At 60.5% G+C, this 19,704-nt stretch carries 20 protein-coding genes; 12 read left to right on the top strand and 8 right to left on the bottom strand.

The window, feature by feature from the left end; all coding sequences use genetic code 11:
• From ACYPXD_RS20530 to ACYPXD_RS20570, 9 genes are all read left to right on the top strand, one after another.
• Positions 1-234, top strand: a 234-nt coding sequence (locus ACYPXD_RS20530; RefSeq protein WP_459715182.1) for a hypothetical protein, incomplete at its 5' end; no start/stop codon positions are given.
• 92 nt (positions 235-326) lie between these two features.
• Positions 327-1,943: a M85 family metallopeptidase gene (locus ACYPXD_RS20535; RefSeq protein ID WP_459715184.1), complete on the top strand. Its 1,617-nt coding sequence runs from the start codon at positions 327-329 to the stop codon at positions 1,941-1,943.
• A 355-nt stretch (positions 1,944-2,298) separates the two neighbouring features.
• Complete coding sequence (locus ACYPXD_RS20540) at positions 2,299-3,195, top strand: IclR family transcriptional regulator (protein ID WP_459715186.1); 897 nt, start codon at positions 2,299-2,301, stop codon at positions 3,193-3,195.
• Positions 3,188-4,513, top strand: a complete 1,326-nt coding sequence (locus ACYPXD_RS20545; RefSeq protein ID WP_459715188.1) for an MFS transporter — start codon at positions 3,188-3,190, stop codon at positions 4,511-4,513. The genes ACYPXD_RS20540 and ACYPXD_RS20545 overlap by 8 nt, the downstream gene beginning before the upstream one ends.
• A gap of 42 nt (positions 4,514-4,555) precedes the next feature.
• Positions 4,556-5,581, top strand: a complete 1,026-nt coding sequence (locus tag ACYPXD_RS20550; RefSeq protein ID WP_459715190.1) for an amidohydrolase family protein — start codon at positions 4,556-4,558, stop codon at positions 5,579-5,581.
• A 101-nt stretch (positions 5,582-5,682) separates the two neighbouring features.
• A complete protein-coding gene (gene ligK / locus ACYPXD_RS20555; protein ID WP_459715192.1) occupies positions 5,683-6,366 on the top strand; it encodes a 4-carboxy-4-hydroxy-2-oxoadipate aldolase/oxaloacetate decarboxylase in 684 nt (227 codons plus the stop codon).
• 109 nt (positions 6,367-6,475) lie between these two features.
• The gene (locus ACYPXD_RS20560) at positions 6,476-7,243 is read left to right on the top strand and encodes a 2OG-Fe(II) oxygenase (RefSeq protein ID WP_459715195.1); all 768 of its coding nucleotides are present in this window, start codon (positions 6,476-6,478) and stop codon (positions 7,241-7,243) included.
• 225 nt (positions 7,244-7,468) lie between these two features.
• Positions 7,469-8,680 carry an MFS transporter gene (locus tag ACYPXD_RS20565; RefSeq protein ID WP_459715198.1) on the top strand — a complete coding sequence of 404 codons (1,212 nt, stop codon included), beginning with the start codon at positions 7,469-7,471 and terminating at the stop codon, positions 8,678-8,680.
• Between the two features lie 264 nt (positions 8,681-8,944).
• Positions 8,945-9,598 (top strand): CGNR zinc finger domain-containing protein, encoded by a 654-nt coding sequence (locus ACYPXD_RS20570; protein ID WP_459715200.1) that lies wholly within the window; start codon positions 8,945-8,947, stop codon positions 9,596-9,598.
• Positions 9,599-9,635: 37 nt separating this feature from the next.
• Here the strand turns inward: ACYPXD_RS20570 and ACYPXD_RS20575 are convergent, their stop codons facing one another.
• The 8 genes from ACYPXD_RS20575 to ACYPXD_RS20610 all read right to left on the bottom strand — a co-directional run bounded on the left by ACYPXD_RS20575 (position 9,636) and on the right by ACYPXD_RS20610 (position 16,788).
• Positions 9,636-10,226: a CGNR zinc finger domain-containing protein gene (locus ACYPXD_RS20575; protein ID WP_459715203.1), complete on the bottom strand. Its 591-nt coding sequence runs from the start codon at positions 10,224-10,226 to the stop codon at positions 9,636-9,638.
• Positions 10,227-10,715: 489 nt separating this feature from the next.
• Positions 10,716-10,895 carry an ester cyclase gene (locus ACYPXD_RS20580; protein ID WP_459715205.1) on the bottom strand — a complete coding sequence of 60 codons (180 nt, stop codon included), beginning with the start codon at positions 10,893-10,895 and terminating at the stop codon, positions 10,716-10,718.
• A gap of 55 nt (positions 10,896-10,950) precedes the next feature.
• Positions 10,951-11,721, bottom strand: a complete 771-nt coding sequence (locus tag ACYPXD_RS20585; RefSeq protein ID WP_459715207.1) for an SDR family oxidoreductase — start codon at positions 11,719-11,721, stop codon at positions 10,951-10,953.
• A gap of 257 nt (positions 11,722-11,978) precedes the next feature.
• Positions 11,979-12,878, bottom strand: coding sequence for a LysR family transcriptional regulator (locus tag ACYPXD_RS20590; RefSeq protein WP_459715209.1), 900 nt, complete (start codon positions 12,876-12,878; stop codon positions 11,979-11,981).
• A gap of 206 nt (positions 12,879-13,084) precedes the next feature.
• Positions 13,085-13,972, bottom strand: coding sequence for an alpha/beta fold hydrolase (locus ACYPXD_RS20595; protein ID WP_459715212.1), 888 nt, complete (start codon positions 13,970-13,972; stop codon positions 13,085-13,087).
• A 271-nt stretch (positions 13,973-14,243) separates the two neighbouring features.
• A complete protein-coding gene (locus ACYPXD_RS20600) occupies positions 14,244-15,209 on the bottom strand; it encodes a LysR family transcriptional regulator (RefSeq protein WP_459715215.1) in 966 nt (321 codons plus the stop codon).
• 44 nt (positions 15,210-15,253) lie between these two features.
• The gene (locus tag ACYPXD_RS20605; RefSeq protein ID WP_459715217.1) at positions 15,254-15,928 is read right to left on the bottom strand and encodes a haloacid dehalogenase type II; all 675 of its coding nucleotides are present in this window, start codon (positions 15,926-15,928) and stop codon (positions 15,254-15,256) included.
• Positions 15,929-16,203: 275 nt separating this feature from the next.
• Complete coding sequence (locus ACYPXD_RS20610; protein ID WP_459715220.1) at positions 16,204-16,788, bottom strand: CGNR zinc finger domain-containing protein; 585 nt, start codon at positions 16,786-16,788, stop codon at positions 16,204-16,206.
• Between the two features lie 178 nt (positions 16,789-16,966).
• Between ACYPXD_RS20610 and ACYPXD_RS20615 the strand changes: the two genes are divergently transcribed.
• The 3 genes from ACYPXD_RS20615 to ACYPXD_RS20625 all read left to right on the top strand — a co-directional run bounded on the left by ACYPXD_RS20615 (position 16,967) and on the right by ACYPXD_RS20625 (position 19,422).
• Positions 16,967-17,569, top strand: coding sequence for a TetR/AcrR family transcriptional regulator (locus ACYPXD_RS20615; RefSeq protein ID WP_459715222.1), 603 nt, complete (start codon positions 16,967-16,969; stop codon positions 17,567-17,569).
• Between the two features lie 9 nt (positions 17,570-17,578).
• Entirely contained in the window at positions 17,579-18,415 is an 837-nt protein-coding gene (locus ACYPXD_RS20620) for an alpha/beta fold hydrolase (protein WP_459715224.1), read from the top strand.
• Positions 18,416-18,834: 419 nt separating this feature from the next.
• Complete coding sequence (locus tag ACYPXD_RS20625; RefSeq protein WP_459715226.1) at positions 18,835-19,422, top strand: CGNR zinc finger domain-containing protein; 588 nt, start codon at positions 18,835-18,837, stop codon at positions 19,420-19,422.
• The last annotated feature ends 282 nt before the right edge of the window (positions 19,423-19,704 follow it).

Below are 19,704 nucleotides of genomic sequence, written 5' to 3' on the forward strand. Positions count from 1 at the left end.
AAGTATCCGTACGATCGCATCTGGCAAGGCTACGACCTCAAGTACTACAACAAGGGCGAAACAAAGCCCTTCTACACCCAGTACATGTACGCGTGGGACAGCGAATGGAGCAGGGTCGGCCTGCTATCCCGGCAGCCTGATTCAAACCTGTGGCCCGATTACGCGGACGCGAAACCCGATAAGAACTGGAACTGGTGGACATGGAAAACCGGTGACGCGCCGGCAAGAACGTAACCGGGTTAGACGACGGGCGACCTATTCACTACCCGTCGCACAACAATGCGCAGGATGATTGGCTATCCGATTCGAATGTGTCAGGACGGTATATGGACACGCTACACACACGGTCAGGTGGCTGGTCTGCTGCATCCGCTTATGGCATCAAGCCAGACAATTCCCGGCCGGAGAACCGGCCACTCCCGCAAAGCGGAGGCCTGGTGAAATCGCGTGTCAAGCGCGACGACGCCAGCCCGCCAGACCGATCAGCCGACGAATTCGCCGACTATGTGCTGCGTGCCGGCACGCAGGCGCCACTGAGCGAGGAACAGCTGTCTTCCGCGCGCATCGGTACCATGCGTTCTGTCGTGGCAAGCCGTCCGAGACTGGCAGATCGGCAAACGGCCGATATGATCAGCAACACCCTGATCGATGCCACGAATCGGTCGCCGACGTTCCGCGCGGTCATCAGTTACAGCGTAAATCGCGGTGGCGAACGTATCGAGAATCTCACCTACAGGAACGGATACAGCCGCAGGCCTTCCTACACCCGCGCATGGACACCCATCGGCCGAATGACGGTTTCCTACCTGCAATCGCAAAACGGAACTGAGCCAACACCCATCTTTCCCCTAACCCAGGCGACGCCCAGATGGAGAAACATCGGGCCGTTTGTGAATCTCGGCGCGGCACCGAACCCGGACACCCCCGCTTTCCAGGCGTGGCAGCAAACATTGATGCATGAAGTCACTCACCATCTGGCGGGTTCAGCCGATCCGACCGTAAGTACGGACAGCCACATGGGGCCTACCGAGATTATTGCGCAACGCATAGCAAGCGAGATGGGCTGGGACTTGCCGTCATTCCGGGGCTACGCTGATCCGGCTCGCACCGCCTGGTGCACGCAAGTAAACCGGACAGGGCTGCTCGACACCGCACAGCGCCACGCCGGGCATGAGCGCGCGTTTTTTGAACGACTCGAAAACATTAGCGATGCCCGGAACGCCAGCGACGATTTCCATGAACTCGATGCCCCCGGTGCAAGCGGCAGCGTGCCTCATAACACCTCGCTCGGGGTGCCGAATGGAATGCAGCCGGACGATGTCGCGCGTTTGCGCTTCCATGACGGCGAGGTATCGTTTTTCCCCTTCGCCGACAGCGCCCCTTTGGGCAAGCCCGAGGGATACCAGAGCGCGTACGCGGCCAGCAGCGCGGATTGGGACACGCAGGGCCGGTTCTTTCAGTATGGCGAACCGGTGGGCGGCAATCCGCACGTCCGGCAGTTCGATTTTACGGACGGCAGCAAGGCCGTCATTACCGCGCATCAGCCAGTACTGGCCAGCAGCGATCTGACCGGCTTCGAGAAGGCCATGACGGTCGGCGGTGCGACGGCCGCCGGCGCCGTCATCGGCTTTGTCGGCAGCGGCGCCAATCCGGCCGGCGCATACCTTGGCGGCACGGCCGGCGCCGCCGCCGGCGCGGCCATCGCCGCGCAGTATCCGTACGATCGCATCTGGCAAGGCTACGACCTCAAGTACTACAACAAGGGCGAAACAACGCCCTTCTACACCCAGTACATGTATGCGTGGGACAGCGACTGGAGCAGGGTCGGCCTGCTGTCGAGGCAGCCCGATTCAAACCTGTGGCCCGATTACGCGGATGCGACACCCGACACGAACTGGAACTGGTGGACATGGAAATCGGGGGATGCACCGGCACGAACGTGATCAGAATTTCCACGCAAGCCGCCTGAAATCGCGCTGTCGTGGCCGCGCGCGCTCAATGCGGTGATCGCAATCGGGCTCGCGTTTGCGTCGCTGCTCGTCGACCCGGACGCCGCAAGAGGCGTCGCACGGGTGCGAATCGCATCGCCCGCCGGACGATCGTTTTTCGGCCCGGCTGCTGAAGCGCGCTTAACGCGCTTTCGTCCGCCCCTCACCCCTCACTCCCGCCCTGCCTGATTGCCCTGAAAACGCGCGCGAGCGCGTTTGACACTGGCCAAAAGCGTGTATTAGCATTGTTCCATCCAATGAATTCTGGTTCTATCTGATAGAACATCCGGAAAATAAACGGGAGACCGATATGCCTCGTAGCAGCGAGACCGCGCGTACGCCGCAAGGCGTCACCGCCAGCGGCATCGATGTGCTAGATCGCGCGGCATCGATTCTTTTTGCGTTCCGGCGCGACGACGAACCGCTGACGCTCACTCAGTTGTCGGAGCGCACAGGGCTCTACAAAAGCACGCTGTCGCGGCTCGCGCAGGCGCTCTGTCATCATCATCTGCTGAACCGGCGCGACGACGGCCGCTACTGGATCGGCCCGTCGATCATGCATTTAAGCGCGATCTACGAGGCCGGCTTCGATCTGCGCGACGTTCTGCTGCCCGTCATGAAGGCGCTCAACGTCGAGACCGGCGAAGCGGTGTCGTTTCATGTGCGCGAGCGCGACCACCGCGTGTGTCTCTATCGCATCTCGTCACGCCACTCGATTCGCGCCGAAGTGCATCCGGGCGATGTGCAAGCGCTCGATCGCGGCGCCGGCGGCCGCGTGCTGCTCGCGTTTTCCGGCGAGCCCGGCGCGCCGTACGACGAGGTGCGCAGACGCCATGTGTATCTGTCGATCGGCGAGCGGGACCCGGAAACGGCCGGCATTTCCGCGCCGGTATTTCGCGTCGGACAGGAACTCGTCGGCGCGCTCGGCATTGTCGGGCCGATCACGCGCATGGGCATCGACGAAATGGAGCGCTATCGTCCACGGCTTTTGCAGTGCGCGGCGCAAGCCACGGCCGCGCTCGGCGGCGACCCTGCGCCGCTGCTCGCCGCCGCGGCGGTGCCGGCCACCGCCGCCGCGCGGTCCGCCGCATCTGCCGGCGCATCGCCCCACACAGGCGCCGACGCGCGAAAGCCGCGCGCGCGTCCTTCATCGAAGACAAGGCCTTCCTCGCCATCGGGGAAGCCGGAGGAGAATGAGCATGCTTAGCTGGTACAAGGATCTGACGAAGCCCGAGAAGCGCACATACTGGGCATGTTTCAGCGGCTGGGGCCTCGACGCGATGGACACGCAGATGTACGCGCTCGCCATCCCGACGCTGATCGCCCTGTGGGGCATGACGCGCGGCGAGGCGGGGCTGCTCGGCACGACGGTGCTGATCATGGCGTCGCTGGGCGGCTGGATCGCGGGCATTCTGGCGGACCGCTACGGCCGCGTGCGCGTGCTGCAAATTACCATTTTGTGGTTCTCGCTGTTTACGCTGCTTTCGGCGTTGACCCATTCGTTCGAGCAACTGATGATCACGCGCGGCCTGCAAGGGCTCGGCTTCGGCGGCGAATGGGCCGTCGGCGCGGTGCTGATCAGCGAGACGATCCGCCCGCAGGTGCGCGGCCGCGCGGTCGGCTCGCTGCAGGCGGGCTGGGCGATCGGCTATGGCCTCGCCGTGCTGCTTGCCACGCTGCTGTTCAGTTCGTTCGCACCGTCGCTTGCGTGGCGCGTGCTGTTCGCGGTCGGCATCGTGCCGACGCTGCTCGTGTTGTGGATTCGCCGCCATATCGAGGAAGCGCCGGTGTTCGCGCAGAACCTCCGCGCGCATGCGGCCGATCGCCCGAGCATCTGGGCCGTGTTCGAAGGCCCGACGCGCATGACCACGTTCAAGGCGATTTTGCTCACGTTCGGCATCTACGGCGGCAATTACGTGATGATCACGTGGCTGCCCGCGTATCTGAAGCTCGTGCTGCACCTGTCGATCACCAACGTCGGCGGCTATCTCGCGATCAATATTCTCGGCTCGTTCGCCGGCGCGTTTCTCAACGGCTGGATGGCCGACCGTTTCGGCCGCCGCCGCACGTTTATCGTGATCGCCTGTCTGCAGGCCGTTGCGGTCGCAACCTATACGCTCGCGCCGATTACGCTGCCCGTCACGCTCGTACTCGGCTTCGTGCTCGGCACGCTGCAATCGGGCACGGCCGCGGGCACCGGCGCCTATATCGCCGAACTGTTTCCGACGCGCATCCGCGGCTCGGCACAAGGGCTCTGCGGCAACGCGGGCCGCGCGATCGGCGCGATCATGCCGACCATGGTTGGCGTACTGAGCGCAAAGCTCGAGCTCGGCGCGGCGATGGGGCTGTGCGCGTGCGTATCGTATCTGCTCGTCGTGACCGCTGCGCTGATGCTGCCGGAGACGCGCGGACGCGATCTTACGCAGGTCAGCGATGACGCGACGCCGTCCGCCGATCATGTCGATCACGCGAGCCTGACGGCAAACCGCGCGGCTAACCGTGCGGACAATGCGGTCTCGCGCTAACAACATCCATGCAGCGTTAACAAGGCTAACAGGGTTAAGCGGATGATTATCGATGTACACGGGCACTATACGACCGCGCCGAAAGCGCTGGAAGTGTGGCGCAACCGCCAGATTGCCGCGCTCGGCAATCCGGCGGAGATGCCGAAACCGTCGGAGCTGCACATCAGCGACGACGCGCTGCGCGAATCGATCGAGACGAACCAGTTGCGCCTGATGCGCGAACGCGGACTGGACCTGACCGTGTTCAGCCCGCGCGCGAGTTTTATGGCGCATCACGTCGGCGACTTTGCCGTGTCGAGCACATGGGCCGCGATCTGCAACGAACTATGCTATCGCGTCAGCCAGCTGTTTCCCGCGCATTTCATTGCCGCGGCGATGCTGCCGCAAAGCCCCGGTGTCGATACGGCGACGTGCCTTCCCGAACTCGTCAAATGCGTCGAGCAGTACGGCAACGTCGCGATCAATCTGAACCCCGATCCTTCCGGCGGGCACTGGACGAGCCCGCCGCTCTCCGACCGCTACTGGTACCCGATCTACGAAAAGATGGTGGAGTACGACATTCCCGCGATGATTCACGTGAGCACGAGCTGCAACGCGTGTTTCCATACGACGGGCGCGCATTACCTGAACGCGGACACCACCGCGTTCATGCAATGCCTGACGTCGGACCTGTTCCGCGATTTCCCGACACTGCGCTTCGTGATTCCGCACGGCGGCGGCGCGGTGCCCTACCACTGGGGACGTTTTCGCGGGCTCGCTCAGGAGATGAAGAAACCACCCCTGCAGGAACACTTGCTGAACAATATCTTCTTCGACACCTGTGTCTATCATCAGCCCGGCATCGATCTGCTGACACGTGTGATTCCCGTCGACAACATTCTGTTCGCCAGCGAAATGATCGGCGCGGTGCGCGGCATCGATCCGGAGACTCACCATTACTTCGACGATACGAAGCGCTATGTCGAAGCCGCGGAGGTGAGCACCGAACAGCGCTACAAGATCTATGAGGGCAATGCGCGGCGCGTCTATCCGCGCCTGCATGCCGCGCTTCTCGCTCAGGGACGTTAGACGGGAACGTTGAGCGGGAACGTTGAGCGGGAACGTTGAGCGGGACGTTGAGCGGGAACGTTAACCGGACGTTGAGCAGGACGCTAAACAGGATACTGACCATGGAAGAACTCGGAGTCGTTTACCGTAACATCGCGCGCGCGGACAGCCGTGTCGCGGACGGTCTCGGCGCGCTCGGCAGCGCCACGGTGCATGAAGCGATGGGTCGCACGGGCCTGATGAAGCCTTATATGCGCCCGATTTACACCGGTGCGCATGCGTGGGGCACGGCGGTCACGGTGTTGCTGCATCCCGGCGACAACTGGATGCTGCATGTCGCGGCCGAACAGATCCAGCCCGGCGATCTCGTCGTGGCCGCCGTCACGGCCGATTGCACCGACGGCTATTTCGGCGACCTGCTTGCGACGAGTTTCAAGGCGCGCGGCGCACGCGGGCTTATTATCGATGCGGGCGTGCGCGACGTGACCGTGCTGACCGAGATGGGCTTTCCCGTGTGGAGTAAGGCGATTTCCGCGAAGGGCACGATCAAGGCGACGCTCGGGTCCGTCAACGTGCCCGTGGTATGCGCAGGCGCGCTCGTGAACCCCGGCGATGTGATCGTTGCCGATCAGGATGGCGTAGTGGTCGTGCCGTCCGCAAAGGCGCTGCAGACACTCGAAAAAGCAGACGCGCGAGAAGCAAACGAAGCCGAAAAGCGCGCAAAGCTCGCATCGGGCGTGCTCGGTCTCGATATGTACCAGATGCGCGAACCGCTCAAAACGCTCGGCCTGCGCTATATCGACTGAACCGTTTGCGCCGAATTGGAGCGCAAGACCCGGAGTGTGCGCACCTCACGGCATCGGTATACCAGGCTTTCGACAGTGAAAGTCTGGACAACGATACGGAAGGTACACGATGAACGTCGTTATGCAGGGGGCGCGGCGCGCCACTCGCGCCGCGGCAAACGTTTCAGGCGGGACCATCGACGAGCGCATCGCTTCGCTCGACTGGCCGCGCATCGAAGATGAACTCGACCGCTTCGGCTGCGCGACCGCCGCCGGCCTGCTCGACCCACGAGAATGCGATCGGCTCACTGCGCTTTACACACAAGACGATCTGTTCCGCTCGCGCATCGTGATGGAGCGGCACGGCTTTGGGCGTGGCGAGTACAAATACTTCGCGTACCCGCTGCCCGAGATCATCGGCAAGCTGCGCGGCGCGCTCTATCCTCACCTCGTCGACGTCGCGAATCGATGGAACGAGGCGCTGCGTATCGGCGTGCGCTATCCGTCATCGCATCGCGACTTTATCAGGCGCTGCCACGATGCCGGGCAGACGCGGCCGACGCCGCTGCTGCTGCAATACGAGGCCGGGGATTACAACTGCCTGCACCAGGATCTGTACGGCGAGCATGTCTTTCCGATTCAGGTAGCCATCCTGTTGTCGGAACCCGGCAAAGACTTCACCGGTGGTGAATTCGTGATGACCGAGCAGCGTCCGCGTATGCAGTCGCGCGCCGAAGTCGTGCCGCTTGGCAAGGGCGATGCCGTGATCTTTACGGTCAATAGCCGGCCCGTGCAAGGCACGCGTGGCATTTATCGCGTGAATTTGCGCCATGGTGTCAGCCGACTTCGCTCGGGGCATCGGCACACGATTGGCGTGATCTTTCACGACGCACAGTGAATGCGGGGTTCAGCATGCGTTTCCTCGCGCGAAACGCCTACACATTTTCTGCTATCGGGAGGAATGCGATCGGCAATAATTGACCACGACGATCGACCATCGCGCTTTGCGGTTCAGCCTGGGAATAGAACAGGGCCTTCGCCCGTTCGGCACTTAATACACGGAAAACGTGTTTTAACTGGAGCACCCCGCATGTCGAACGCTCCGCTCAGTCCCAGGAACAGAATGGCTCAAGTCACAGAAACACCCGCGTTCGATCGCCGCGTATGGCTATTGGCGCTTGCCTTTTTCGCAATCGGCACGGATTTCAATGTCGTTTCAGGCATTTTGCCGGCCCTTGCGCGAAGCCTCGATGTCAGTGTGCCGGCAGCCGGCCAGGTCGTCAGCGCTTACGCGGTGTTTTACGCGGTATGCGCACCCGTGCTCGCCGGACTCACCGCACATATCCCGCGCAAACCGCTCATCGTTATCTCGCTGACTGCGTTTGCTCTGGCCAACGCGGCATCCGCGCTGTCTCCAGGCTACGCATTCCTGATCGGCACGCGCATCGTCGCGGCCTTTGCGGCGAGCGTGTTCTCGCCGGCGGCTTACGGTCTGGCCGCAACACTCGCGAGACCGGACCGAAGAGGCGCCGCGTTGTCCGCGGTCTTGTCGGGTATCACCATCTCGCTCGTGGTGGGCGTGCCGATCGGCACGTACGTCGGAAACCGCTTCGGCTGGCCCAGTACCTTCTGGTTTGTCACGGCGCTCTCTCTGATCGGCGCAGCGGGACTCGCGATGCGGCTACCGCACGTCGACCCGCCCGCCGCAGCGCAAGCACCCGGTTTCGCCGCACGCTTTGCGCCTTTAGCCAATCGCGAGGTGCTGCTCGGCATGGCGCCTTCGCTCGTCTGGTATGTGGCCATGTTCTCGCTTTTCACGTATCTCGGCGCCGCGATGACCGAGCGCGGCATGAACAAGGAAGGGCTTAGCGCCATCTACGGCGCGTTCGGCGTGGGCTGCCTGCTGGGCAACCATGTCGGCGGCAAGCTAAGCGACCGGTTCGGATCGCAACGCGTCATCGCCATCGCACTCGTCTTGCAGATTGCGAATCTTGTGTGGTTAGGCCTTGCCGGTTCGTCGATTGTCGCAAACGCCTGCTCCGTGGCGATTTTCGGCATGAACATGTGGTTCCTGTTTCCGGCGCAACAAAGCCGGCTGCTCTCGATTGCGCCGCAGCATGGGCCGCTCGTGCTCGCCTTGAACAACTCCACGATTTATCTGGGCGGCGCGATCGGATCGGCGGCCAGCGCGCTGCTGATTCGACACGGCATTGCGACCGCGCATTTGCCCTGGGTGTCGTGTGTGCTTTTCTTTGCGGCGCTCGTGCTATTTGCGCTGTGCGCGTGGGCGCTGCGGCGCGACGCGTTGCGTGACCGGCGAGGCATGAGTGCATGAGCGGCCGCGAATCGCCGAACCAGTCGGTGCGTAACTAGCGAGTTTTCCGCTCCCTACCTGATCGGGCGCCGGGTGCCGGCGTTCTTCACCCCCCTCGTCTACTTCCCTTATGGCGCGGTTCGCGTTCCCGGCCCCTCCGCGAAGCACCGTCTGTGCGAAGACCCGCGCTTGCCTGCGGGCCGCAGTCCTTGCCGGTATCCTGGTCATGGAAAATCTTCAGCCCTGAGCCATTTTCACATCTGCGATGATCGAATATGCGCATCTATGAGTAACTTGTCATATCAACATTTAACAGTTACTCTTTACGGATGGCCTGTTACTGGAGAACCTGTTATGTCTACCCCATTCCTGGCGCTATCCGACCACACAGTGCTCGATTTCCTGAACACCTCCGCATCCGACGACACGCGTTCGTACGAGTATTTTGCGAGCGATCGGCACGTGGTCGAATGGATGCAGGCCAATCGGCTTGTCAGCACCACGAAGCTGCCGCCCTTTGCTGAAGGCACGTTGGTCGACGCCGCGCGCTCGCTTAGGGAGGCGATCAGAAAAGCGCTATTCGAGCGGAAAGCAGGTGCGAAAGTCGGCGTGGAATCGCTGAATGCGTTTTTGACGCAAGGTCACTACAGGCTCAATCTGGTCAGGCAGCCGAACGGCCAGGTGCGGCTCATGCATGAATACGATCATTCGACGCCCGAGCAGTTTCTGGCGCAAATCGCCAACGCGGCAGCCGAGTTGCTCGCTGCCGGCAACTTTACGTTAATCAGGAAATGCGAGTCCGATGCCTGCTCGCTATGGTTCTACGATCGAACCAAGGCCCACCGCCGCCGCTGGTGCAGCATGGCGAGATGCGGCAATCGCCGCAAGGTGGCGGCGTATCGCGCGCGCCGCAAAGGCCACGATGGCGGGGTTGCGTAACTTCTCTTTGCGGGCTCCCCAGCAAGAGCCCGCCCATTCATTGCTCGACGAGGCCGCCGCAAAGCAGCCGCGTGCGAAAGCGGGCCGCTTTCTGACGGTTCCCGCAAATCGTCATGTTGCACCAGCGGCGCCGATGCGATTTCGTTCTGTCGTAAAACCACAGAGGACAATCCGGCGATTCGCACTGACGAATCAGCAAGAAATCGCCTCGCGTGAGCAGTTCCGCTGCCGCGATCGCGACAGGCAACAGCACCTGTGTCGAGGTTTGCGCCGCAAACCGGTATAGCGCATTCAAATTGCCCTCGCTGTCCTCCACGAGTTCCATCTGATAACTGCCGGCGCTCAACACCGGGTTGAGCAACTCCGCATCCACGAGTTGGCCCAGCTTTCGCTGCAACACCAGCTGACGCACGTTCTCCCTCAATTGCCGCGCCTCGATCGCGAGGTCGCGATACATGACGTCTTCGCGCATGACGATCATATCGAGAAAACCAGCCCGTTCGAGCCAGGCAAGCACATCTTCGTCGGATTGAAAAAGATCCAGCAACTGCCCGTGACGCGGTACAACGGTATTCAGGAATTCGAGCACCGCGTCCTGGGCGCGTACTGATGCCAATGGCGAAGCCATTGAATCCTCCAAAAAAATGAATCGTGACTGTAACTGTTAACCATATATTTGACAAGTTACGCCTGAAATGAATCACTACCCATGCGCATCATTTCTTTAGCATAGGTCGGCGGTTCATCTCAACATAAAGATTCGAATCGGCTAATCAGGTATGAGTGCCCGCTCATACCTTGTGCTCATACCTCGTCGTCCTTCACAGCGACAAATGGTTGCGCTCTTCCAGAGGGCAATGAAATGACAACAATTAGGGAATCGAATGGATGTCGTTAGATAGAATGCGATAACGTGGAAATACCGGAGGGAAGCGATGGAGGGAAGAACACGGGGCCACGCGTATCGCCCCACAGAAAAGTACCTCTCGCATGCCGTATCTTCATCGCTGCGCGACGGCGACAAAACCGGCATGCGATTTCGAACGCGAGTTCAAGCGCGAGTTCAAGCGCTATTTCAAGCGCTAGTTCAATGCGACACAATCGTGACCGGCATTCACTACTGCCTGATTACACCGAGCTGTTTGAGCAGCGTCAGATTGTCTTGCAGGTGCCAGTTCTCGACGATCTGCCCGTCTTTCACGCGGCAAAGATCGAAGGCCTGAAAATCGATTGCCCGTTTCATACCTCGTGATCTCGCCATACTGGCTTCGAAACCCGACCGCGAATGGCAATGCATCCGCGACTCGGCCGTTGCGATAGCTAAGCGTCGATGTATCCTGACGCTTGCACTTTCAAAGACCCTTCACTTCGCCGCCATCCATCCGCAACGCCGCGCCGATCAGCCATTCGCCTGCGGGAGACAGGATGAAGGCCATCAGTTCCGCGATATCGTCCGGCTTGCCGTAGCGCGTAATACCCGCCAGTTCCGGGAATTTCTGCAGTGCCTCTTCCACCGCCATGCCGTGAGAAGCCGCATATTTCTCCATGTACGAGCGGCGGCGATCGGTCATCACCGGGCCGGGAAGCACGCTATTCACCCGCACCCCGTCGCCGATGCCGCGGTCCGCGAATGCCTTTGCCATGGCGACGATCGCCGCGTTGACCGTCGCGACGGCCGCAAAGCCCGACTTCGGCGCTTCAGCTGAATTGCCCGACGTAAAAATGACCGCACCGCGTGTCGCCTTCAACGCATCCCACGCACGAATCGCCAGCCTTCTCGCGCCGTGCAGCTTGAGCGCGAATCCGTCGTCCCATTGCGCGTCGGTCATTTCGAGCACGTCGACTTGCGGTACCGCGCCGGCGATGTTGACCACGGCGTCGATTCGACCGAACCGGTCAAGCGTCTTCGCGACCATGGCGTCGGCTGCCGCCGGATCGCGCAGATCGACACAGACCTCCAGCGATTCCGCACCAACCGCGATGATGTCTTTGGCCGTTACCTTCAACAACTCCGCATCGCGCGCTGCAATGACCACACCGCCGAAGTTTTGCGCGAGACGAATCGCCGTCGCGCGCCCGATGCCACGGCTCGCGCCGGTCACAATCGCAATTTTCCTTTCCATTTCTCATTACCTCCGCAAGTTCAGTGGTTGGGTTCGAATTGACCGATCTTCATATTGGTTCGCATGCCATATCGTTCTATATGGAGATCGTCTTATTTCGACGACATGAGGATATCTGAATGCTGCATGGTTGAATCGAGTATCGGAGAATCCCGCCGGACAAGCCATGAAGCCGGCGAGATAGCTGCTATGAACTGGCTGCTATGGCGGCTCAGTGTAGTCCGCTCAGTGAAGTCCGCTCCGTTCTGCGCCGCCAGCTAGGCCACGCTCATCACTTTCGATGCGCTTTCACGCGCGATTTCGAGCATCAGCGCGGTCATGCCCGACAGCGGGCGTCCGCGCCGCGTCACCGCCACGATCAAGCGGCGCATCAACGGCTGCTCGATCTTCACGCGCACGAGCTGATATTCCTGAAGAAGCTTTTCGGGAATCAGGGCCGGCAGGATGCATTGTCCGTTTGTCATTGACACGAGCTTGAGCATCGCATCGACGGTTTCGACCTCCGCCGCGACGGTCGCGTCGAATTCCTTCGTGTGCAGCATCTTGCGTAACGCGTAGCCCATCGGAAACGCAACGAGCGGCATGGACTCCGCGCGCAAGTCGACACTCGCTCTCGAAGCAAAGCGCGAACGCTCGTGTACGACGAGACACATCGTGTCTTCGAATAGCGGTGTGATTTCGAGCTGGTCGGATGCGACCGCCGAGTCGTACGCAAAACCAATCTCCGCCCTCCCACTCTCCACCAGTTCCACGACGCCCGTCGAACTGCGCCCCAACAACGCGAGGCTCGCGCTCGGCCTTTGCGCCATGAACTTCGCGGCGACTTCAGCCATGAAGTAATAGCTCAGCGTGTGGATCGTCGCGATATGAATGCTGCCGTCGGTCACACCGTGTTCGTTACGCAATTGCAGAATGGTGTTGTCCACGAGTTGATACGCAGCGCTGACCACTTCAAGCAGCTTGCGCCCTGCTTCAGTCAACTCGACCCCGCGCCCATGGCGAATGAACAACGGCTGCCCGATAAATTCCTCAAGGCTCGCCAGATGTCGACTCAACCCGGATTGCGTCAGCGACAAGGCTTCCGCCGCCGCGGACAGGGATTTGTGAGCCGCTATTTCTATGAAAAGTCTGGCCTGATAGTCAACGTTGGTTTTCATGGTTGCAGGTGCGTTGCTGTGTCGGTCGGCCAGCAGCCGAATTCTTATAAAAATAGTTGCACGAACATATTTAACTTGTCAAATCCATCATTACCGGTTACGCGATGTTGTATGCCTCATCCATCCGTCCCGTACATGCGTTGCCGCCTTCGCCCACGGGTTGCCTGACCGCGATGCGCGGGTCAGGCAATTCGCGGCGTCCAGCCTCAGGCCTTCAGGCTCTCCGCCAGAAAATCACGCATCGTCGACGCGATTTCGTCGACGTGGGTCTCCAGTGCGAAGTGCCCTGTATCGAGCATCCTAACCACCGCTTTCGGATTGTCGCGACGATAGGCTTCGGCGCCGGGCGGAATAAAGAACGGGTCGTTTTTCCCCCATATAGCTAGCGTGGGCGGCAGCTTTTCCCGGAAGAACTGCTGGAATACCGGATAAAGCTTCAGGTTCGACTGATAGTCGAGGAACAGGTCGAGCTGAATATCTTTCTGGCCGGGACGCTCGAGCAGCGCCGCATCAAGCGTGTACGACTCCGGCGCGACCGAATCGGGGTTCGAAACACCGTGCAAATATTGAAAGCGCGTCCCCTCGAAGTTAAGGATCGCGTCGTGCACGGTCTTGCGGTGAGCCGGCGTCGGCTGCGCCCAGTATTTGCGAATCGGGTCCCACGCATCGCCGAGGCCCTCTTCGTACGCATTGCCGTTCTGCGAGATCAGTGCACTGACGCGCTCCGGAAACTTCACGGCGAGCCGCAAGCCGACCGGCGCGCCGTAATCGAATACATAGACCGCGTAGCGTTTCAACGCGAGCTTGTCGACAAACGCCGCGATCGTCTGCGCGAGCGCATCGAATGAATACTTGTAGCCGCGCGCATCGGGAACATCGGTAAAGCCGAATCCAGGCAAGTCCGGCGCAATCACCCGGTAGCGATCCGCAAGGCGCGGAATCAACTCGCGATACATATGTGACGAGGACGGAAAACCATGCAACAGCAAAACCACCGGCGCCGTTGCAGCCCCCGCTTCCCGATAAAAGACATCGACGCCATCCGCCTCGATACGCTTGACGGAAACGGCTGGGACGTTATGACCTTTCGACATTGAAATCTCCATGAACGATGATCGACGGGTTGGCCGCCTCGCTTCAGGATCGATCGCGGCCAACCTGGCTAACTACTGATTTCTATTTTTATTAGTTACATTCCTGGATAATTTTCGTGGCACCCGATGCTGGATTCCGCGTTTCAAATCCCGTCGGTATCCTATCGAATCCAATGTATTGCAAAGTGCGGGGCGTACTTGTTCAAAACGCCCGCCAGGATGGCTTACGGTTCCTGCCGCGCAACGAGCGACGCGCGACAACGCGCAGGGGTTATGTCGCGGCTGCGCCCGAGTCCGACTGTGCGGTCACGCCACTGATCGAATCGATCGCCTGGTGCAGATCGTCGAGTGCCGGCGCGATATAGTCCTTCAAAGAATCGATCAGCTTCGACACCTTCGCATCGAGATATCGACGAGCCGGATACAACGCGACAATATTGAATGCGTGCAGACGGTACTGCGGCAGCACCCTGACGACTGCGCCACTGCGTAGATCGTCGATCACCGTGTAGGTGGCGAGCGTCCCGATCCCGATGCCCGAATGCAGCGCATAGCCGAGCGCCTTGGCCGAGTTCGCCTGAAACGGTGAAACCGGTACCGGTACGCTGACCTGGCCATCCGGACCGTCGAGAATCCATTCGTCCGTCGGACCCAGCGGACTCTCGAGCCTGAGCAGCCTGTGCTTCCTCAAGTCGGCGACATCCTTTGGTATGCCATGGCGCATCAGATAATCTTCCGACGCGACCAGAATTCCGTATGTCTCGCCGAACACGCGCGACACGTAACCGGAATCCGGCAATTTCGGCGCAGCGAGCAACGATACGTCGAATCCTTCTTCCACGAGATTCGGCATACGCTGCTCAACCCTGAGTTCGACGGAAACGTCGGGATTGGCGGCCTGATAAGCGACGATCGCGGCCGTCATATGGCTTTCCGCGAGCCCAGGCATCGAGTGGATGCGGATACGCCCCTGGGGAACCGTTGTCGCGTTACTCGCCTCGGCATTCGCATGGTCGATGTCCGCCAGAATCGCCTTGATGCGGCGGTAGTAGCGCTCGCCGACGTCGGTCATCGAAAGATGGCGCGTGGTCCGGTGAATCAGCGCGGCATTCAGATGTTCCTCGAGCGACGTGACGGCTCGCGAGATCTTGCCTGCTGTGGTGCCGAGCTCGTTTGCGACGGCCGTAAACGAACCGGACTCGACCACGCGCACAAAAATCCGGACGTTGTGAAGCATCTCAACCACACCGTTCTCCCGAGGTTCGCGGCCGGACCGCCCCCTTACCGGATCAGCGTCGCGAGTTCGACAAGCGACCGATGCTCGCTATGCAGCTTCGCGAACTCGTATTCGGGCGGCGACTGTGTCCGGTTGATACGCGCAGCCTTGAAGCCGAACGACGATGCGCCTGCCAGATCCCACGTATTGCTCGATACGAACACCACCTCACGCGGCTCGACGTTCAACGTGTCGCACGCGTACTGATAGACGCGCGGGTCCGGCTTATAGACTTTCAGATCGTCAACCGATAATGTCGCATCCATAAATTCCAGCAATCCGCCGGCTTCGAGCGCAGCCCTGATCATCTGATTCGTCCCATTCGACAGCACGGAAATTTTGACTTGCGAAGCTTTCAAACGGGTGAGCGCTTCACGGGCGTCCGGATGAGCGTCGAGCACAAAATACGCGCTTAGCAGGCGTTCTTTCAGATCCGTGTCGTGATCGATCCTGAACGTGCGCAACGTGTAGAGCAGCGCTTCTTCCGTCACCGTCCAGAAATCCTCGTAGCGATTCATCAGCGTGCGCGTCCAGCAATACTCGAGCTGGCGCGATCGCCACATCGCCGCGAAGGCGTCGGCCTTCTCCCCCACCGACACCGCGTTGCGTTTGACTGCCGCGTTGACGTCCAGCAGCGTTCCATATGCGTCAAACACAAAAGCCCGAATACCGTCCGACATATCCCGCTCCAGTTCATAGGTCAAAGTGCAATCCATATTAACCGGTTGATCCGGTTTATCCAAACGCAGACTCGCCCGCGTCCGAAGAAAACACTTTTCTATTTCCGTCCTGAATCGAGGCAGACGTGTCGAGCGCGGAGCGCGTCGTAGAACGATAAGGACTACCTTGGTCCGGTGAGCGGCGACAAAACTTCCCGCCGCCCAAACGCGGCTTCGGGCGGGATCCGGGAAACCTCATAACAGATATGCGCTCGCCGGATGGCTGAGCGTGACATTCAATGCGAACGCAACATCGCCGCCTGCTTGCGCTTGAACGCATGGACTTTCGCGCGGCTGCCGCAGCGCTGCATGGAACACCAGCGGCGCTGGCCGCTCGGCGATGTATCGACGAAGAGCATCCTGCAATCGGGCTGGTCGCAGTGCTTGACGCGCATTTTCAGTGGCCCCGTTACGAGGTCGATCGCATCTCGCGCGATGATCGAAATGGCCGTTGCCAACGGATCGTCGGAAACCACCGATACCGTACCGGTCGTGCTATCGAGTTGCGGCATGCCGAGCGGGTATTTCGCCGCGCGATTGACGATGCTCACGGCACGCTCCGGCAGTTTGCCGTGCATCGACCCCGTGACCATCTGCCAGATCGCTTCGCGCAGTTCGACAAGGCGAGCCTCTTCGTTTCTGGAAAGCGCCGGAACATCGGAGAATAGACCTGCGGCTTTGAGCCATCTGCCGCTCGCGCCCGTCGACGCCATCACATCGACCGGTTTGGACGCACGCCGCCGGATTGTCGCAGCGAGGTCCAGTGAGACGCGGCCAGAATTAAAACGGAACTCCGATTCCATCGCTCTCGCAATCGCCATACGAATACACCTTCCAGAACTGAAATAACGGTGCAACCAGTGTATCCGGTTATACCGGTTTCCACGCAACGTCAACCGAAGGCGATCCAGGCGCGCCTTGACCCTACCGGCTGTACTCAATAGTATGTACGCAGCAAGCAGACGGACATCATGCAGATCGATCAGGAGGCGCGTGGCGATGGGGCGGCGGGAAGACATCATCGAGGCAGCGAAGGATCTGCTTTGGGACAAAGGGTACGAAGCAACGAGCCCGCGCGATATTCAGCTGAAGAGTCATTCGGGCCAAGGCAGCTTTTATCACCACTTCCCGAGCAAACAGGCGCTGGCGCGTGCCGCAATCGTCGAAGTCGTCGACGAGCGCATAGCGGATTTCGACGAGGCGATGTCGCAGAGCGGAAGCTTCAAGGATCGGCTGCTGGCCTTTCTCGAGCAAAACACAAGGCCGTTGTCGGGTTGCCGCGTTGGCCGGCTCGTCTGGGATTCGGCGATTCAGGACGACGCACTACGGCTTCCTTTATCGCGCTACTTCGAACACCTCGAAATGCGGCTGCAGGCGATCCTCGAAAGCGAACAGGCAGCAGGATCGATCAGATTGACGCTGCCCGCGGCCCACATTGCGCTCACCATCGTCACCGTCGTTCAGGGCAGTTTCGCGATTAGCCGCGCCATGAACCGCTCACGCGCCGACGATTCGCGCACGGCGCTGATTGCCTGTCTCGACCTTGCGATTGTCCAATGCGGTGACGCACAGGGCGCATTTGCAGACTCATCCCATCACTGAAGGCCGGCCATGCACACGGCGCTCGAAGGCTCAATCAGCGTTGAAGGCCAGCGGATCGCCTATACGCGCTCCGCTCAAACGCCTACCGTCGTATTGCTGCACGGCATTCCGACGAACCGCCACCTTTGGCGCCACGTCGCACCGGAGCTGTCCGCGCAGCAATGCGGCTGGATTGCATTCGATCTGCTCGGATACGGCGATTCGTCGAAGCCCGAAGCGCTCGACATCGGTGTGCGTGCACAGGCGCATTTCGTGGCCGCCGCCATGCGTGAAACGGGATGGCAACGCGGCGCCGCGGTCGGCCACGATATCGGCGGCGGGGTCGCACAGTTGCTTGCGCTCGATGCGTCGCTGTCGATCGATCGAATGGCATTGGTCGACAGCGTCGCTTACGACTCGTTTCCCGAGCCGGGCATTGCACGCCTGAAAGACCCCGCATGGGATGCGATCCTCGGCGCGGAAGATTTCGACCTGAAGCGCGGCTTTGCCAAGGGCTTGAAGCAAGGGCTCGTGAAAAGCGAACTCGTCACGCCCGAACTCGTTGCCGGATACGAACGGCCTTTCCAGGGCGTTGCCGGGCGTCTCGCCTATTTGCGCGCGGCCCGCGCGCTGCGCAGCGAGGACCTCGCGGCACGAATCGCCGACATTGAAGCGCTCGACATTCCGGTCTTGCTGATCTGGGGTTTGCACGATCATTTTCAGCCCGTCGAATACGGCCATCGGCTCGCGAACGCGTTGCAAAACGCGAAGATCGAGATCGTGGAGACCGCTGGACACTTTTTGCCCGAAGACGAGCCCACGCTGTTAGGCAAACGGTTGGCCGATTTCGTATCGGAAGCGCGTTGAAGTGACGCGGGCGGCCTATTCGCTCCTTTCGTCATAGCGCCTACTCTCAGAAGCGAATGAACTTCGCACAGATGCCTTAGCGCGCCCATCATCACCCGTTACGCATTCATACCCGCTTCTGCGTCGCGCATGCTTGACATCCCACTTGCACTGGCATTCACTTATGTCATCAACCGTAAGCCGATTCGCCCGTCAAGGCGTTTGCTTACTGCGCCGCGTATATGCAACGCCTATTGCGCGCTTGCCTGAGCGCTGTTGGCAAAAACGCCGATCGCGAACGCTTGAATGCCCAGACTCCTGTATATTGCGAATACCGGTTACCGGAACCGCAAGCGCCGACGCCAGATATGACCGGTTAATAACTTGTCATTTACAGTTTTACCGGTTACAATCGGTTTCCCGGTTACTGGAGAAGACTGATGCTTGCCCCTTCCCAAGCGTTTCTGCAGCTTGCTGACCACCCAGCGCTCGACTTTGTCAATACGATCGCGACCAATGAGGGCGAGTTGTACGATTACCTCGAAACCGATGGCGATGTCGTCGCCTGGTTGCATGCAATGGAGTATCTCGACGCGAAGGAGCAGCCGTCATTCAGAAAGGGCGCACTGCTAGCCGCTGCCCGACACCTGCGCGAGGTCATCAAGAAGCTGGTCATTCAAAAGAAAGAGGGAAAGCGCGTGGATATCGCCGCGCTTAACTCGTTTCTCGGCCATGCGCGCTATCACGTGAATCTGGTTCGCAAAGCGCACGGGCATCTCGATGTCGTGCACGACTACGAGCGCTCCTCGCCGGAGCAGTTGCTGTCGCCGGTCGCGCAAGCAGCCGCGGAACTGCTCGCAACCGGAGACTTCGAGCTTGTCAGGAAATGCGAGGCCGACGACTGCGTGCTGTGGTTTTACGATAGAACCAAAGCACATCGGCGCCGCTGGTGCAGCATGGCGATGTGCGGCAATCGCCACAAGGTCGCGAACTTCCGCGCCCGTCAGAAGTACGCCGCGAGCGAATGAGCGATCGCGGCAGCGCGTTCACACAAGTACACCGGGAATGCACCGTGTCATCAGCACTTGCCGGCGCACGCGGATCGAAAAATAGAACAAGCGGCGCCGCCTGAGCGGCTGGGATAAACCAGCCGATACCATACGCGACCAGCAACAGCGTGTAGCACAACGCGCCCCTGCTATCGCAACCGCTTGCGCGATGGCTCGTTCCAGCGCAAACCACCCCACTCCCCGCCCGATAACACCTCAATCTCGTTCGTCGTCGGCTACGGCCGCACCGACACGCTTGCC

Source organism: Paraburkholderia sp. 2C (assembly GCF_054589215.1).

Bases quoted from the DNA above. Each gene is read 5' to 3' on its own strand.
- ACYPXD_RS20535 (WP_459715184.1), top strand. From the start codon at position 327: ATGGACACGCTACACACACGGTCAGGTGGCTGGTCTGCTGCATCCGCT.
- ACYPXD_RS20540 (WP_459715186.1), top strand. From the start codon at position 2,299: ATGCCTCGTAGCAGCGAGACCGCGCGTACGCCGCAAGGCGTCACCGCC.
- ACYPXD_RS20545 (WP_459715188.1), top strand. From the start codon at position 3,188: ATGCTTAGCTGGTACAAGGATCTGACGAAGCCCGAGAAGCGCACATAC.
- ACYPXD_RS20550 (WP_459715190.1), top strand. From the start codon at position 4,556: ATGATTATCGATGTACACGGGCACTATACGACCGCGCCGAAAGCGCTG.
- ligK (WP_459715192.1), top strand. From the start codon at position 5,683: ATGGAAGAACTCGGAGTCGTTTACCGTAACATCGCGCGCGCGGACAGC.
- ACYPXD_RS20560 (WP_459715195.1), top strand. From the start codon at position 6,476: ATGAACGTCGTTATGCAGGGGGCGCGGCGCGCCACTCGCGCCGCGGCA.
- ACYPXD_RS20565 (WP_459715198.1), top strand. From the start codon at position 7,469: ATGGCTCAAGTCACAGAAACACCCGCGTTCGATCGCCGCGTATGGCTA.
- ACYPXD_RS20570 (WP_459715200.1), top strand. From the start codon at position 8,945: ATGAGTAACTTGTCATATCAACATTTAACAGTTACTCTTTACGGATGG.
- ACYPXD_RS20575 (WP_459715203.1), bottom strand. From the start codon at position 10,226: ATGGCTTCGCCATTGGCATCAGTACGCGCCCAGGACGCGGTGCTCGAA.
- ACYPXD_RS20580 (WP_459715205.1), bottom strand. From the start codon at position 10,895: ATGCATTGCCATTCGCGGTCGGGTTTCGAAGCCAGTATGGCGAGATCA.
- ACYPXD_RS20585 (WP_459715207.1), bottom strand. From the start codon at position 11,721: ATGGAAAGGAAAATTGCGATTGTGACCGGCGCGAGCCGTGGCATCGGG.
- ACYPXD_RS20590 (WP_459715209.1), bottom strand. From the start codon at position 12,878: ATGAAAACCAACGTTGACTATCAGGCCAGACTTTTCATAGAAATAGCG.
- ACYPXD_RS20595 (WP_459715212.1), bottom strand. From the start codon at position 13,972: ATGTCGAAAGGTCATAACGTCCCAGCCGTTTCCGTCAAGCGTATCGAG.
- ACYPXD_RS20600 (WP_459715215.1), bottom strand. From the start codon at position 15,209: ATGCTTCACAACGTCCGGATTTTTGTGCGCGTGGTCGAGTCCGGTTCG.
- ACYPXD_RS20605 (WP_459715217.1), bottom strand. From the start codon at position 15,928: ATGTCGGACGGTATTCGGGCTTTTGTGTTTGACGCATATGGAACGCTG.
- ACYPXD_RS20610 (WP_459715220.1), bottom strand. From the start codon at position 16,788: ATGGCGATTGCGAGAGCGATGGAATCGGAGTTCCGTTTTAATTCTGGC.
- ACYPXD_RS20615 (WP_459715222.1), top strand. From the start codon at position 16,967: ATGGGGCGGCGGGAAGACATCATCGAGGCAGCGAAGGATCTGCTTTGG.
- ACYPXD_RS20620 (WP_459715224.1), top strand. From the start codon at position 17,579: ATGCACACGGCGCTCGAAGGCTCAATCAGCGTTGAAGGCCAGCGGATC.
- ACYPXD_RS20625 (WP_459715226.1), top strand. From the start codon at position 18,835: ATGCTTGCCCCTTCCCAAGCGTTTCTGCAGCTTGCTGACCACCCAGCG.